This window comes from Amycolatopsis sp. NPDC051372 (assembly GCF_040682095.1).
Taxonomy (GTDB): domain Bacteria; phylum Actinomycetota; class Actinomycetes; order Mycobacteriales; family Pseudonocardiaceae; genus Amycolatopsis.
This window is the reverse complement of sequence record NZ_JBFBAF010000009.1, coordinates 257,006-270,759: the sequence shown is the minus strand read 5'-3', so window position 1 is coordinate 270,759 and position 13,754 is coordinate 257,006. Positions and strand designations below refer to the sequence as shown.

Sequence of the window (13,754 nt, the reverse complement as noted above, 5' to 3'; positions counted from 1 at the left end):
GCGGGCGTCCTCGTGATCAGCGACGGCGTGCTGCACCTGCAGTCGCGCATGGGGCCGCCGACCGGGTGGTCGGCGGCCCGGCTGTGTCAGGCCGTCACGCGGCCGGGTGTCGAGGTCGACGTCCTTGGTCTCGGGGCCGAGCACCGCGCCGGCCACCGTGCACACGGCGCCGATGGCCAGCAGGACCACCACGCCGTACTCGTAGCGGATGACCTTCCCGAGCCCGATGAGCATGAACGAGTACAGCCCGGGGACGATCACCGCGAGCGTGAACCCGATGCCGTAGCCGGAGGCGCGCACGCCGACGTGGAACCGCTCGCACAGGTACGGGATCAGCACGGCGTTGGGCGCGACGCTGATGCACAGCGCGACGGTGAAAAGACCATCGCCATCCAGAACGGCCCGCCGGAGCCCAGCGTGCGCAGCATGCCGATCACACAGCCCACGGACACGGTCCCCGTCAGATTCCGCACACGATCAAGGTCCTGCGGCGGCCGAACCGCGCCGAGGAGCAGGTAACAGGGAAGAGCACCACGTTGGCGGCCAGGATGCCCCAGATCACGCTCCGGCTGGGCAGGTGCAGGTAGGAGATCAGGAGGCCGGACGGCGCGACGGTGAGCATCTGGATGGCGAACCAGATCCCGGTCATGAGCAGGAAGACCTGCCCGAGGCTGCGCAGGTTGTCCCCGCGGAACAGCTCCCGCAGCGGCGATCGGGTCTTCGCCGCCTGCTCCTCCTTGGCCTTGTTGGCGGCCCACGCCTGCGACTCGGCGGTCTTGCGGGCGTAGGCGAACAGGACGAACGCCATCACCGCGCCGATCAGGAACGGGATCCGCCAGCCCCAGGGTGGCGTACGCCGACGTCGCCGAGCCGCTCGGGAACACCACCACGAGCACCGCCGTCAGCAGCGACACCGCGACGTAGGAGACTGGCCAGGCCGACGCGATGAACCCGCCCACGATCCCGCGCCGGGACTTCTCCGCGGACTCCATGGCCAGCGGGTTGGCCCCGGTGTATTGCCCGCCCATGAAGATCCCGCCGAGCAGCCGCAGCAGCAGGACGTCGGCGAGCCCCCAGATGCCGACGGCCTCGTAGCCCGGGAGGAACGCCACCAGCAGGACCGTGAACCCCATGCCGACCGAGCACACGACAGTCGTGCGGCGCCGGCCGAGGGTGTCGGCGAGGTGGCCGAAGATCACGCTGCCCATCGGCCGGCCAAGGAACGCGGCGGCGAACGTGAGGAACGTGAGCGTCGACTTCGTCTGGGGTGGCAGCGTGGACGGGAGGAAGTACTCGATGGCCGGCCCCAGCGCGATCACCGGGAGCATGATCTCCCAGTAGTCGACGAGGAGGCCGTAGAAGGCGGCACGTGCTGTTCGCTGCCCGCTCGTTTCGGCTTTCGTGCCGGGAAGGGTGGTTCGCCCGGCGGCGGAGGTGGACATCATGGTTCCTTCGGGGAGTCGGAGGGGCCGGCTACTTCGAGAGGACCGGCTTGGACCGGCCGGGGACCATGCCGGTGGTGATGGCCAGCCGGGTGAACGCGTTGATCGTGATGACGGCGAGGACGACGTCGGCCAGTTGCCGCTTGTCGAAGAACTTGCCCGCCAGCTCCCAGGTCTCGGCGGGAACACCGCGGCCGGCGATGAGCGTCATGGCTTCCGCGAGTTCTGAGCGCGGCGCGTTCCTCGTCGGTGAACTCCGGTGATTCTCGCCAGACGGAAAGCGCGTAGATCCGGCGCTCCTCTTCGCCGTGTTCACGGGCGTCGCGCGTGTGGACGTCGACGCAGTAGGCGCAGCCGTTGATCTGCGCCACCCGGATCTTCACGAGTTCGTGCAGGGTGTGGTCGATCGAGGACGTCGCCAGGTACTTCTGCATGGCGAGCATCGACTTGTACGCCTCCGGAGCGACGGCGGAGTAGTTCATGCGCTCGGTCACTGCGATCTCCCGGTTTCGTTCGCTGGGCTTGCCGGTCAGCTGTCGGGACACCTTGATAGGTAATATCCTGGATTTCTCAGGTCCAGGTAGTGTTGACCGGAGACACTAACCTCGGCATCTTCGGCCGGGACCTGGAATTCTTGTGTGCAGAACGGTTGCGGGCCGAACCGGTCCACGGAGCCGATCGGGAAGTGGACCAGGTGCCGGCGCCGGAATCCGGCTAGCGTCGCGGGAGGCGACCGGCGAACTCGGCGCCGACCGGGCAGGGAATCGGCGCCGGGATCCTCCGCTGGTTCTGCTCAGAGATACGTAACGAGGTGTTTTCCGTGCCCACGATCAGCCAAGAAATGACTGACGTCATCGAAGCCGCCAAACTGATGTTCGTCGCGACCGTCCGTCCTGACGGGACTCCCAACGTCTCGCCCAAGGGCTCGGTGCGCGTGCTCGACCCCGAACACCTGATCTTCATGGACATCGCTTCGCCGCAGACCGTGGAGAACCTGCGCCACCAGCCGGCGATCGAGGTCAACGTGGTGGATTTTATCGCGCGCAAAGGTTTCCGCTTCCGCGGCACGGCCGAGATCCTCGACGCGGGACATCCGGATTTCGAGTGGATCCGCGCGTGGCTGGTGTCGAAGCACAGCGACAGCCAGCCGACCAACCACGCCGTGAAGATCGCGGTCAGCGAGGCGGCTGAGCTCCTGTCGCCCGCGTACACGGTGGACCATGTGCCGGAGGCCGACGTCCGCAAGGGCTGGCTGCGCAACTACGGCCTCGCCGAGGCCACGTCCGAAGCCGGCGTATAGCCGCCCATTCCCCTGAAGGAGCCGGAGTGTCAGTTTTTGTTCTCGTGCATGGTTCGTGGCACGACGGGTCGTCGTGGGCCGAGGTGGCCGAGCATCTGGAAGAGCTCGGGCACGAGGTGCACAGCCCGACCGTCGCCGGCCACGGCGCCGGAGCGCCGCGGCCGGCGACCCACGACGATTGCGTGGCCTCGATCACGGACTACGTCGACCGGCACGACCTCGCCGGCTTCGTCCTTGTGGGACACAGCTGGGGCGGGAGCGTCATCGCCCGCGTCGTCGAACGCTTGCCCGACCGGGTGCGGCGGCTGGTGTTCGTGAACGCCTTCGTCCCCGCGAACGGGACGAGCGTGCTGGACAACGCTCCGCCCGCCTACCAGGAGCTGTTCCCGATCCTCGCCGCGCGGTCGAGCGACAACACGGTGGTGTTGCCGTTCGAGGTCTGGCGCGACGCGTTCATCGGCGACGCCGACCTGGCCCGGGCCCGGGAGACCTACGAGATGCTCACCCCGGAACCGCTCGGTCCGACGGTGGAGAAGCTGGACCTCACGAAGTTCTACGCGTTGACCGACGTTCCCCGCAGCTATGTCCTGTGCGGCGAGGACTCGGCTCTTCCGCCGGGCGACCCCGAGCACGGCTACCTGGCCAACGCCCGTCGGCTCGGCACGTTCCGGCTGGTGACGCTCGAAGGTTCGCACGAGGTCATGTTCACCGACCCGGCTCTGCTGGCGCGCAAGCTCGAGCTCGCGGGTCGCGACTGATCAGGTTCGACGGTTTGTCGCCGCGTCCGCGTGGGCCGGGCCCCGCGGACGCGGCGACGTTCCCACCCGGGCGCCGGGTGGGCTGGAAGAACGAGGAGCTGCAGGGCGATGGGCGAAGCCGAGCTGGTTTTCCGGGAGCTGGGACCGGCCGACGATCCGCGGGTGACGAAGGACCTGCTGCCGTTGCTGCGGCGGCTGCGGCCCGCGTTGTCCGGCGAACTGTTCGAAGAGCTCGTGACCGAAGGACACGAGCAGGGGCTGCGGTACCTGATCGCGTACTCGCCGGCGGGGCAGCCACTGGCCGCGGCCGGGTACCGCACGCTCGTCACGAGCCGGGGCCGCGTCCTGTTCGTCGACGACCTGGTCACCGACGAGGCCTCACGGTCGCAGGGGGTCGGCGCCCGGTTGATGGGCGAGCTGAAGACGCTGGGCCGGCGTGGCGGGTGCGTCCGGCTGGAGCTCGACTCCGGCGTCGCCAACCCCCACGCACACCGGTTCTACCTCCGCCACCGGCTGGACATCACGGCATTCCACTTCGCCGGGCCGGTGGAGCTCGAGAGCCGGGCTTGACCCGCGTCGGCACCGATACCCTTCAGGAGGAGAAAACGTGCGTGCGGCCTACGTCGAACGGCTCGGTGGCGTGGCGGAGATCCGCTTCGGCGAGCTGCCCGAGCCCGTGGCCGGCCCGGGTGATGTCGCGGTGGATGTCGTTGCGACGTCGGTGAACCCGGTCGACACCTTTATCCGTTCCGGGCTGTACGTGACGGAAGTCCCGCTGCCGCTGGTGCTCGGCCGGGACCTCGTCGGGCGCGTCGCGGCAGACGCCCGAGGGTTCCGGGCCGGTGAATGGGTGTGGTGCAACAGCCTCGGCCACGCGGGGCGCCAGGGCGCGGCCGCCGAACGCGCGGTGGTGCCCGACGGCCGGCTCTACCGCGTGCCCGAGGGCGCCGACCCGCTCGACGTCGTCGCGATGGCGCATCCGGCCGCCACCGCGTACCTGGCTCTGGTCACCTTCGGCCGCGTGCTGCCCGGCGAGACGGTGCTGGTCGCCGGGGGCGGCGGGAACCGTCGGCGGCGCGCTGATCGAACTGGCGGCCGCGGCGGGCGCCCGGGTCTTCGCGACGGCGTCGGCTGCCGACCTCGGCCGTTGCCGTGACTTGGGCGCCGCAGAGGTGTTCGACTACCGCGACGAGCGGCTGTCCGAGAGGCTCGCGTCCGCCGGGCCGGTCGACCTGTTCGTCGACACCTCCGGTCGCAACGACCTGGAGGCAGCGGTGCGCCTGCTGGCCCGGCGCGGCCGCATCGTGCTGCTCGCCGGCGCCCGCAGCCGCCCCGTGCTGCCGGCCGGCGAGCTGTACATGCACGATCGCTCGGTCCTCGGCTTCGCCATCTCGAACGCGACGACCGCCGACCTCGCCGACGCCGCCGCGGCCTTGACCCCCCGCTTCGCCGCAGGCGGCTTGCGTCCGCGGCGGGTGGAGCACCGCGCCCTCGCGGACGCCGCGGAAACGCACCGCCGCCTGGAACGCGGCGAGGTGCGCGGACGCGTGGTGCTGCTGACCCCGTAGGCAAGTGTCCACGGCGGACACAACGCGCGCTCCGGACGCCCGGCGGCTCCCGGATCACATTCGTGCAACACCGCGAATAGTGTGATTCCGGCGGGTTGGAGTATTTCATCCCCCGTTTGTTCCTCGCTCAGACTGGCCGGTTACGGACAGTGAAGATCAAATTCACGACGGTGAATGATCAAATCGCGGTCACCGCTTGAAAAACAAATCTCGAATCGCTGTAACGGCCCGGTCGGAAAGGCTGATCGACCGGGGTCAGTCCTGAGCTTGAACTCGACGCGACGAGCTCGGCACCGTGCGCGAACCACCTGGTGGATCAAGGAGAGTGCGCGCCGGATCGCTCGGCCGACCCGGTTGCCGTTGAAATTCTCCACTACCTCGGAAGAGGTTCTCGGGAGAACTCCGAACCAGGGGACGTAATGTGCCCGTAAGGACCGTTTTGGGGTCGACGGCACGCGGATGGGGATTACAGTGGGTGGCGAACGGACTCGAGACGATGCTGGTACGTCCGGCCGGTCGGGGACGTGGAGGTGGGAGAATACAGGTGGGAAGACCCAAGCCCGGGGCCTGGGGGAATCTGACGAATTCCTGACGGGGGACTGGGCAGAATCTCGACGGGGGAGTGGCAGGCACGCCATCACCCCCGACCGTACGGAGCGCGTCTACGCCGAGGTGCTCGCGGACGTGGCGAAGGTCGACGAGGTGTCGGCCGAGAGCCACTTCTTCGACGACCTGGGCGTGAACTCGCTCGTGATGGCGCATTTCTGCGCGCGGGTCCGCAAGCGGGCGGACGTGCCGTCGGCGTCGATGAAGGACGTCTACGCCAACCCGACCGCGCGGAGTCTCGCGACCGCGCTCACCGTCGACGAACCAGCCGAGGCGGAGCCGGCGGCCGAAGCGCAGGCCCGGGATCAGGGCGCACAAGAGAGCCTGGTGGAGGCTCCTGACCTCCCCCGCGCCGGCGCGGGGGCGTACGTCCTCTGCGGACTGCTCCAGTTCGTGACTTTCCTGGGTTATTCCTATCTCGCCGCACTCCTGGTGGTACGCGGTGCTTCGTGGGTCTACGCCCCGGCGAACCTGCTGGAGGTCTACGTGCGGCTCGTGCTGTTCGGCGGTGCGAGCCTGATCGGGCTGTGCCTGCTGCCGGTCGTGGCGAAGTGGGTGCTCATCGGCCGGTGGAAGCCGCAGCGGATTCGTGTGTGGTCGCTTGGCTACTTCCGGTTCTGGCTTGTGAAGACGCTGGTGCAGCGGAATCCGGTGGCGCTGCTGTTCCTGGGCTCGCCGCTGTACGTGCTGTATCTGAAGGCACTGGGCGCGAAGATCGGCCGGGGAGTCGCGATCTTCTCGCGCAACGTGCCCGTGTGCACCGACCTGCTCACCATCGGCGCGGGCTCGGTGATCCGGAAGGACTCGTTCTTCACCGGCTACCGGGCCGAAGCCGGCGTGCTCCAGACCGGTTCGGTGACGCTGGGCAAGGACGTGTTCGTGGGAGAGCTGTCGGTGATCGACATCGGCACGTCGATGGGCGACGGCTCCCAGCTGGGGCACGTGTCGTCGCTTCACCCCGGGCAGGCGGTGCCGGCCGGTGAGCGCTGGCACGGGTCGCCGGCGCTTCGCGCGGAGGCGGACTACCGCGGGGTCGGGCCCGCGCGGTGCGGCCGGGTGCGCCGGTTTTCCTACTCTGTCTCGCAGCTGCTGACCATGCTGCTCGTTTACCTCCCGTTGGCGGTCGGCGGTGTGGACCTGCTCATCGACAAGGTCCCGCGGCTCAGCACGGTGCTCGGGACCCCCGTGATCGCCTTCGGGAGCTGGGCGTTCTACGGCAAAGCAATCGTGGTCACGTTCGTGATCTTCTTCGGCGTCTCGCTGTTCGGGCTGCTCTTCGTCGCCGTCGTCCCCCGCGTGCTCAGCCTCGCGCTCAAACCGGACAAGGTCTACCGCCTCTACACCTTGCGCTACTCGATCCTGCGGGCGATCCGGCTGATCACCAACCTCAAGTTCTTCATGACCGTGTTCGGCGACAGCTCCGCGATCGTGCACTACCTGCGCTACCTCGGCTACCGGATGCCCGACGTCGAGCAGACCGGCTCGAACTTCGGCACGGCGATCAAGCACGAGACGCCGTACCAGAGCTCCGTCGGCAGCGGCACGATGGTGGCGGACGGGCTTTCGATCGTGAACGCCGCCTACTCGAGCACGTCCTTCAAGGTGTCCCGGGCGGCCATCGGCGCGCACAACTTCCTCGGCAACATGATCGTCTACCCCTCCCAGGGGCGGACGGGGGAGAACTGCCTGCTCGCGACCAAGGTCCTGGTGCCCGTCGACGGCCCCGTCCGCGAGAACATGGGGCTGCTGGGCTCGCCGAGCTTCGAGATCCCCCGCACGGTGGCCCGCGACCACCAGTTCGACCACCTGCGCACCGGCGACGAGTTCCGCCGCCGGCTGGCCGCGAAGAACCGGCACAACGCCGTCACTGCCGCGATGTTCCTGCTGGTGCGCTGGTTCTACTTCTTCGCGGTCATGCTGCTCGGCTGGGCCTCGGTGGAGCTCTACCCGCACTTCGGGGTCTCAGCGATGGCGCTGGCCTCAGTCGCCGCGCTGCTGTTCAGCTCCGTGTATTTCACGCTGGTGGAACGCGCGTCCATCGTGATCCACCCGCTGCGGCCGCTGTACTGCTCGATCTACGACCGCCGCTTCTGGCGCCACGAGCGGTTCTGGAAGGCGGCGGCGTCCACAGTGCACGTCCAGGCCCTCAACGGCACCCCGTTCAAGAACCTGGCCTGGCGGCTGCTCGGGGTCAAGGTCGGGAAGCGCGTGTTCGACGACGGCGCGGCGATGCCGGAGAAGACCCTCGTGACGTTCGGCGACGAGGTCACCCTCAACGTCGGCTCGCACGTGCAATGCCATTCCCAGGAGGACGGTGCCTTCAAGGCCGACCGCATCTTCGTCGGCGCGCGCAGCACCGTCGGGGTCGGCGCTTGGGTCCACTACGGAGCGACGATGGGCGAGGGTTCGGTGCTCGCGGCCGACTCCTTCCTGATGAAGGGCGAAGACGTACCGCCGCACACCCGGTGGGAGGGCAACCCGGCCCGGGAGATCCGGCCCGGTCGTGAAGCCGATAGTCGGGTCGCGGCCGGCCGGCACCGGCGACGGGAAGGGCACAACGGCAAGTCGTTCGAGCACTTCGCCGTCGCCGACGGAAAGCGGCGGCCCAGTCCGCGGCGCCGCGTCCCGGACGGACACAAAGAACACAACGGACACGCGATCATCGCCGACGGAACGTGGCGGCCGAGCCCGTGGCCACGGTGAGCGGAGGGGAACACATGGGAGAGCTACCGAGGGCGGACTTCCGGTTCTGGCGTGACGTGCTGGTGGCCGGAGGGGCCACGACCGTGCCGCGCTGGACCTCGGGTTCGGGGGCGGGAGTGGGGACGACGACCGTGCGGCTGCCCGCCCCGGTGGCGGCGGGAGTGCGCCGGCTGGCGCGGGAGCTGGGGATCCCGGGCAGCGCGGTGCTGCTCGCCGCGCACGCCAGGGTGCTCGCCGCGCTGACCGGTGAACGCGAAGTCGTGACCGGCTATGCGACGCCGGCCGGCGCGCCGGTGCCGTGCCGCCTGACAACGGAGCCGGACACGTGGCGGGAACTGGTGACCGAGACGTACCGGGCCGAGTCGCAATTGCTGGCGCACCGGCATTTCCCGGTTGACGAGCTGCGACGCGACCTCGGTGTGCCCGGCCCGGTCACGGAGACCGTGTTCGATCCCGCCGGCGACGGTGAGCTCACCGGGACGACGGTGCTGCGCGTCGGGTTCGCGAACCGTCGCCGGCGCCTCAACGTGCGCTACCGCGCCGACGTGCTCGACGCGGCCGCCGCGGCCCGGATCGCCGGCTACCACGTCGCCGCGCTCGCGCGGCTGGTCGCGGCCCCGGACACCGAACACGCGCCGCAGAGCCTGCTCGCACCCGACGAGCTGCGGTTCCAGCTCGACGGGCTCGCCGGCCCCCGGCGGCCTCTGCCCGACCTGCGCGTGCACGAGCTGTTCGAGCAACGGGTGCGGCGGCACCCGGACGCCCTCGCGGCCGTGCACGGTGAGCACGCGTGGACTTACCGCGAGCTCAACGAGCGGGCCAACCGGCTGGCGCGGGCGCTGCTCGCCCGCGGCCTGCGCCGGGAAAGCGTGGTGGCGGTGGTGACCGAGCGGAACCTCGGCTGGCTCACCGCCGTGCTGGCCGTGTTCAAGGCCGGTGGCGTGTACCTGCCGGTGGAACCGCACTTCCCGCCCGAGCGGATCGCGAAGACGCTGCGGCGGGCCGGCTGCGAACTGGTGCTGACCGAACGCGGCAGCAGCGAGACGCTCGACCACGCGCTGGCGTTGCTGCCCGGCGCGGTGCGGCTGCACATCGAGGCGGCCTGCGCGGAGCACCGGCCCTCGACCGACCTCGGGATCGACGTGACGCCGCGCCAGCTCGCCTACATTTACTTCACCTCCGGCTCCACCGGCGAGCCCAAGGGTGCGATGTGCGAGCACGCGGGGATGCTGAACCACCTGCACGCCAAGATCGACGACCTGGGGATCGCCGAGGGGCAGGTCGTGGCGCAGACCGCGCCCCAGTGCTTCGACATCTCGTTGTGGCAGCTGCTGGCGCCGTTGCTCGTCGGCGGGCGGACGCTGATCGTCGAGCAGGAGGTGATCCTCGACGCCGAGCGGTTCGTCGACCGGATCGCGCGGGACCGGGTCGCTGTGGCGCAGGTCGTGCCGTCCTACCTGGAAGCTGTGCTGTCCTTTGTGGAGAGTCATCCGCGCCCGCTGCCGGACCTGCGGTGCGTGTCGGTGACCGGCGAGGCGGTGAAGAAGGAGCTGGTGCAGCGCTGGTTCGCGGCGTACCCGGACGTCAAGCTGGTCAACGCCTACGGCCTCACCGAGACCTCCGACGACACCAACCACGAGGTCATGGACCGGCCGCCGGCCGCCGGGCGGGTCCCGCTCGGGCGGCCCGTGAACAATGTGCACGTCTACGTCGTCGACGAGCACCTGCAGCCGGTGCCGCTGGGCGCGCCCGGTGAGATCGTGTTCTCCGGCGTGTGCGTGGGGCGCGGGTACGTGAACGACCTCGCGCGGACCCTCGCGGCGTTCCTGCCCGATCCGCACCGGGCCGGCGAACGCCTGTACCGCAGCGGGGACCGGGGGCGCTGGCTGCCCGGGGGCCGGCTGGAATTCCTGGGCCGCCGCGACAGCCAGGTGAAGATCTCCGGCTTCCGGATCGAGATCGGCGAGGTCGAGAACACGCTGCTGCGCGTGCCCGGCGTCGGCGACGGCGCCGTGGTGGTCGCCGAGCGGGACGGCCGGGGCAAGCACCTGGTGGCGTTCTACTCCGCCGCCGAGGCGCTGCCCGGCGAGACGTTGCACGCCCGGTTGAGCGGCTCGCTGCCCGGTTACATGGTCCCGTCGGCGTTCCATTGGCGGGAGCAGCTTCCCTTGACCGCCAACGGCAAGATCGACAAGTTGGCGCTGACCGCGTTGGCGACGGAGCTCGAAGGCACCGAAGAACACCACGACACTCCGGCGACACCCGCCGAGCAGCGGCTGGCGGTTGCGTGGGCCGGCGTGCTCGGCCTCGCGCCGGAGAAGATCGGCCGGCACGACCACTTCTTCGACCGGGGCGGCACCTCGCTCTCGGCGGTGAAGCTGGCCGTCGCCCTGGACCGAGCGGTGTCGCTCGCCGAGATCACCCGGCACCCGGTACTCGCCGACCAGGCCGCACTGCTCGACGACCAGGCCCGCGCCGAGGCCGGCGAGCTGCTGCAGCCGCTCACCGAGCCGGCCGCGGAACCGGACGCCGTGCTCGTCTGTTTCCCGCACGCCGGGGGCAACTCGGTGAACTTCCGGCCGCTGGCGTCGGAGCTGCAGGGGAGCGGGCTCGCGGTGTACGCCGTGGAGCTGCCCGGGCACGACCTGGCCGCCGACCGCGAGGCGTTCGCGCCGATGGTGCGGGTGGTCGACCAGGTCGTCGCGGAAATCGATCACCTCGCGCCGAAGCGCGTGCTGTTGTGGGGCCATTCCTCCGGTGCCGCGTTCGCCTTCGAGACGGCCCGGCGGCTCGCCGGGCGCGGGGTGGACGTGCCTCGGCTGTTCCTGGGCGCGCAGCTGCTCGGCGACGCCGACGAACGGCGCGCCTCGATCAGCGAGCTGGGCCGGCTGAGCAATTCCGCGATCGCCGCGGAGCTGGCCGCGGACAGCGGCGACCCCGCGCTCGGTGCGCTCGACGCGCAGCGGGCCGAGCAGGTCGGCGCGGCGTTCCGGCACGACTGCGTGTCCGCGCACAGCTACCTCGCCTCCGCGCTGGCGAACCCGCCGGCGGAGAAGCTGACCACGCCCGTCACCGTCGTCGCCGCCGACGACGACCCGATCACCGTGGACTTCCGCGATCGCCACGGCGAATGGCGGCTGCTGGCCGAGCACGTCGAGGTGCGTGCGATCGCCGGCGGCGGCCACTACTTCCCGCGCACCAACCCGGCCGAGACCGCGCGGATCGTGCTGCGGGCCGCCGAACCGGTGCTCGTCACGTGAATTCGAGCCGAAAGGACAAGACATGTTTTCCTCAACGTCGGCATCGCTCGCCGAAGTGCGGGTGAGCCCGGGTGGCGTTCCGGTGCTGCCGGCCGAGCCGGGCACCGGTGCGCCGGGCTGGGCGAGCGAACACCGCGACTCGCTGCGTGCCGCCGTCGCCGAGCACGGGTCCTTGCTCGTCCGCGGCCTCGGGCTGAGCGGCGCCGCCGACGTCGCCGCCGTGTTCGAACGCCTGGCCACCGATCTGATGAACGATCGCGAGGCCTTCGCGTCGCGCGAGGTCTACTCGGCCGGGGTGTACTCGTCGTCGGCGTGGCCGCAGAACCAGCCGATGTGCATGCACCACGAGCTGAGCTACCGGCTCGAGGTTCCCGGTCTACTGCTGTTCGCCTGCCTCGGCGCGCCCACCGAAGGCGGCGCCACGGCCGTGTCGGACTCGCCGACCGTGCTCGACGCGCTGCCCGCGGACCTCGTCCGCCGGTTCGAGCAGGAGGGCTGGCTGCTCACCCGCAGCTACAACGACGAGATCGGCGCAACGGTCGCCGAGTCGTTCGGCACCGACGACCGGGCGGAGATCGAGAACTACTGCCGTGCCCACGCGATCGAGTTCGAGTGGCAGGCTGACGGCGGGTTGCGCACCCGGCAGCGGCGCAGCGCGGTGGTGCGCCACCCGGTCACCGGCCGGCGCTGCTGGTTCAACCAGATCGCGTTCCTCAACGAGTGGACCATGGATCCCGAGATCCGCGAGTACCTGGTCGACGTCTACGGGGCCGACGCGCTGCCGTTCAACACCCGCTTCGGGGGCGGCGACCCGATCGGCGAGGACGTGGTGGCGCTGCTCAACCGCGTCTACGAGGCCAACACCGCGCGCGAGCCGTGGCAGGCCGGGGACCTGATGCTGGTGGACAACATCCGGACCGCGCACAGCCGGGAGCCCTTCGAGGGGCCCCGCGAGGTGCTCGTCGGGCTGGCCGATCCGGTGCGGCGGGCCGACCTCGCGCCGAGTGCCGAAGCGGGTGCGAGATGACAGCGATCCGACCCACCCCGGCCCGCGCCGAAACCGGCGGGCCGAACGCGGTGCCCCCGTTCGCCGTGATCGGCGGTGGCCAGGTGCGGCGCACGCTCGCGGGGCGCGAGCGAGAGATCGTCGAACTGGTGGAGGCCACCTACCGGCTGCACAGCGCGGGCGACACGGTGAACCCGCCGTCGTACTTCCTGCGGTTCCCCGACCGCCCGGCGTCCCGGATCATCGCGCTGCCGGCCTCCATCGGCGGGCAGGTGCGAGTGGACGGGCTGAAGTGGATCTCGAGCTTCCCCGAGAACATCGCGTCCGGTATTCCTCGGGCGTCGGCGGTTCTGATCCTCAACGACCACGACACCGGATACCCGTTCGCGTGCCTGGAAAGCTCCATCATCAGCGCCACGCGGACCGCCGCTCTGGCCGCGTGCGCCGCGACGGCGCTCAGCCAGGGCCGGGCGCGGCCGACGCGGGTCGGGTTCGTCGGGACGGGGCTCATCGCCCGCTACGTCCACACCTTCCTGGCCGGTACCGGCTGGGAGTTCGACGAAATCGGCGTGCACGACCTGTCGGCAGAGAGCGGCGCGGGGTTCCGCGGGTACCTCGAGCGATCGGGGACCGGCGGGCGGATCACGGTCCACGAGTCGGCGGAGTCGCTGATCTCCTCGAGTGACCTGATCGTGTTCGCCACCGTCGCGGGCCGGCCGCACGTGTCCGAACGGTCGTGGTTCGACCACAATCCGGTGGTGCTGCACGTTTCCCTGCGTGATCTCGCGCCGGAGCTCCTGCTGAGCACGGCCAACTTCGTCGACGACGTCGAGCACTGCCTTAAGGCTGGTACGTCGCCGCACCTGGCCGAGCAGCTCACGGGCGGGCGCGAGTTCCTCGACGGGACGCTCGACGACGTCCTGGCCGGACGGGTCTCCGTGCCGGCCGACCGGCCGGTGGTGTTCTCGCCGTTCGGGCTCGGGGTCCTCGACCTCGCGGTGGGCAAGTACGTCTACGACGAGGTGTCCCGGGCCGGCGAGCTGACCGTCATCCCGGACTTCTTCCACGAACTGCGCCGCTACGGCTGACGACAAACCCAGGGAGGGGGTCA

At 70.2% G+C, this 13,754-nt stretch carries 11 protein-coding genes and 3 pseudogenes; 9 read left to right on the top strand and 5 right to left on the bottom strand.

Annotated features, from left to right (window positions below; all coding sequences use genetic code 11):
• The 5 genes and pseudogenes from AB0M56_RS16765 to AB0M56_RS16745 all read right to left on the bottom strand — a co-directional run.
• Nucleotides 1–339 (bottom strand): annotated as a pseudogene (locus AB0M56_RS16765) (hypothetical protein); the annotation flags it as partial.
• Nucleotides 340–460: 121 nt separating this feature from the next.
• On the bottom strand, nt 461–808 hold the full coding sequence (locus AB0M56_RS16760; protein WP_364176439.1) for a hypothetical protein: 348 nt from the start codon (nt 806–808) through the stop codon (nt 461–463).
• A gap of 79 nt (nt 809–887) precedes the next feature.
• A pseudogene (locus AB0M56_RS16755) lies at nt 888–1,274 on the bottom strand (MFS transporter); the annotation flags it as partial.
• A 199-nt stretch (nt 1,275–1,473) separates the two neighbouring features.
• Nucleotides 1,474–1,653 carry a hypothetical protein gene (locus AB0M56_RS16750; protein WP_364176436.1) on the bottom strand — a complete coding sequence of 60 codons (180 nt, stop codon included), beginning with the start codon at nt 1,651–1,653 and terminating at the stop codon, nt 1,474–1,476.
• 73 nt (nt 1,654–1,726) lie between these two features.
• A pseudogene (locus AB0M56_RS16745) lies at nt 1,727–1,876 on the bottom strand (carboxymuconolactone decarboxylase family protein); the annotation flags it as partial.
• A 407-nt stretch (nt 1,877–2,283) separates the two neighbouring features.
• On the opposite strand from AB0M56_RS16745, the gene AB0M56_RS16740 reads away from it, so the two are divergent.
• The 9 genes from AB0M56_RS16740 to sbnB all read left to right on the top strand — a co-directional run bounded on the left by AB0M56_RS16740 (nt 2,284) and on the right by sbnB (nt 13,731).
• A complete protein-coding gene (locus tag AB0M56_RS16740; protein WP_364176404.1) occupies nt 2,284–2,742 on the top strand; it encodes a pyridoxamine 5'-phosphate oxidase family protein in 459 nt (152 codons plus the stop codon).
• A gap of 26 nt (nt 2,743–2,768) precedes the next feature.
• The gene (locus AB0M56_RS16735) at nt 2,769–3,500 is read left to right on the top strand and encodes an alpha/beta fold hydrolase (protein WP_364176402.1); all 732 of its coding nucleotides are present in this window, start codon (nt 2,769–2,771) and stop codon (nt 3,498–3,500) included.
• A 108-nt stretch (nt 3,501–3,608) separates the two neighbouring features.
• Nucleotides 3,609–4,070: a GNAT family N-acetyltransferase gene (locus AB0M56_RS16730; protein ID WP_364176399.1), complete on the top strand. Its 462-nt coding sequence runs from the start codon at nt 3,609–3,611 to the stop codon at nt 4,068–4,070.
• 37 nt (nt 4,071–4,107) lie between these two features.
• Nucleotides 4,108–4,656 carry an alcohol dehydrogenase catalytic domain-containing protein gene (locus tag AB0M56_RS16725; protein ID WP_364176397.1) on the top strand — a complete coding sequence of 183 codons (549 nt, stop codon included), beginning with the start codon at nt 4,108–4,110 and terminating at the stop codon, nt 4,654–4,656.
• A complete protein-coding gene (locus AB0M56_RS16720; protein WP_364176433.1) occupies nt 4,580–5,068 on the top strand; it encodes a zinc-binding dehydrogenase in 489 nt (162 codons plus the stop codon). Before AB0M56_RS16725 ends, AB0M56_RS16720 begins: the two co-directional genes overlap by 77 nt.
• A 588-nt stretch (nt 5,069–5,656) precedes the next feature.
• On the top strand, nt 5,657–8,377 hold the full coding sequence (locus tag AB0M56_RS16715) for a Pls/PosA family non-ribosomal peptide synthetase (RefSeq protein WP_364176430.1): 2,721 nt from the start codon (nt 5,657–5,659) through the stop codon (nt 8,375–8,377).
• Nucleotides 8,378–8,391: 14 nt separating this feature from the next.
• Nucleotides 8,392–11,637 carry an amino acid adenylation domain-containing protein gene (locus AB0M56_RS16710; protein ID WP_364176394.1) on the top strand — a complete coding sequence of 1,082 codons (3,246 nt, stop codon included), beginning with the start codon at nt 8,392–8,394 and terminating at the stop codon, nt 11,635–11,637.
• Between the two features lie 22 nt (nt 11,638–11,659).
• Nucleotides 11,660–12,664 carry a TauD/TfdA family dioxygenase gene (locus tag AB0M56_RS16705; protein ID WP_364176391.1) on the top strand — a complete coding sequence of 335 codons (1,005 nt, stop codon included), beginning with the start codon at nt 11,660–11,662 and terminating at the stop codon, nt 12,662–12,664.
• A complete protein-coding gene (sbnB, locus tag AB0M56_RS16700; RefSeq protein WP_364176388.1) occupies nt 12,661–13,731 on the top strand; it encodes a 2,3-diaminopropionate biosynthesis protein SbnB in 1,071 nt (356 codons plus the stop codon). The genes AB0M56_RS16705 and sbnB overlap by 4 nt, the downstream gene beginning before the upstream one ends.
• Nucleotides 13,732–13,754: the final 23 nt, after the last annotated feature.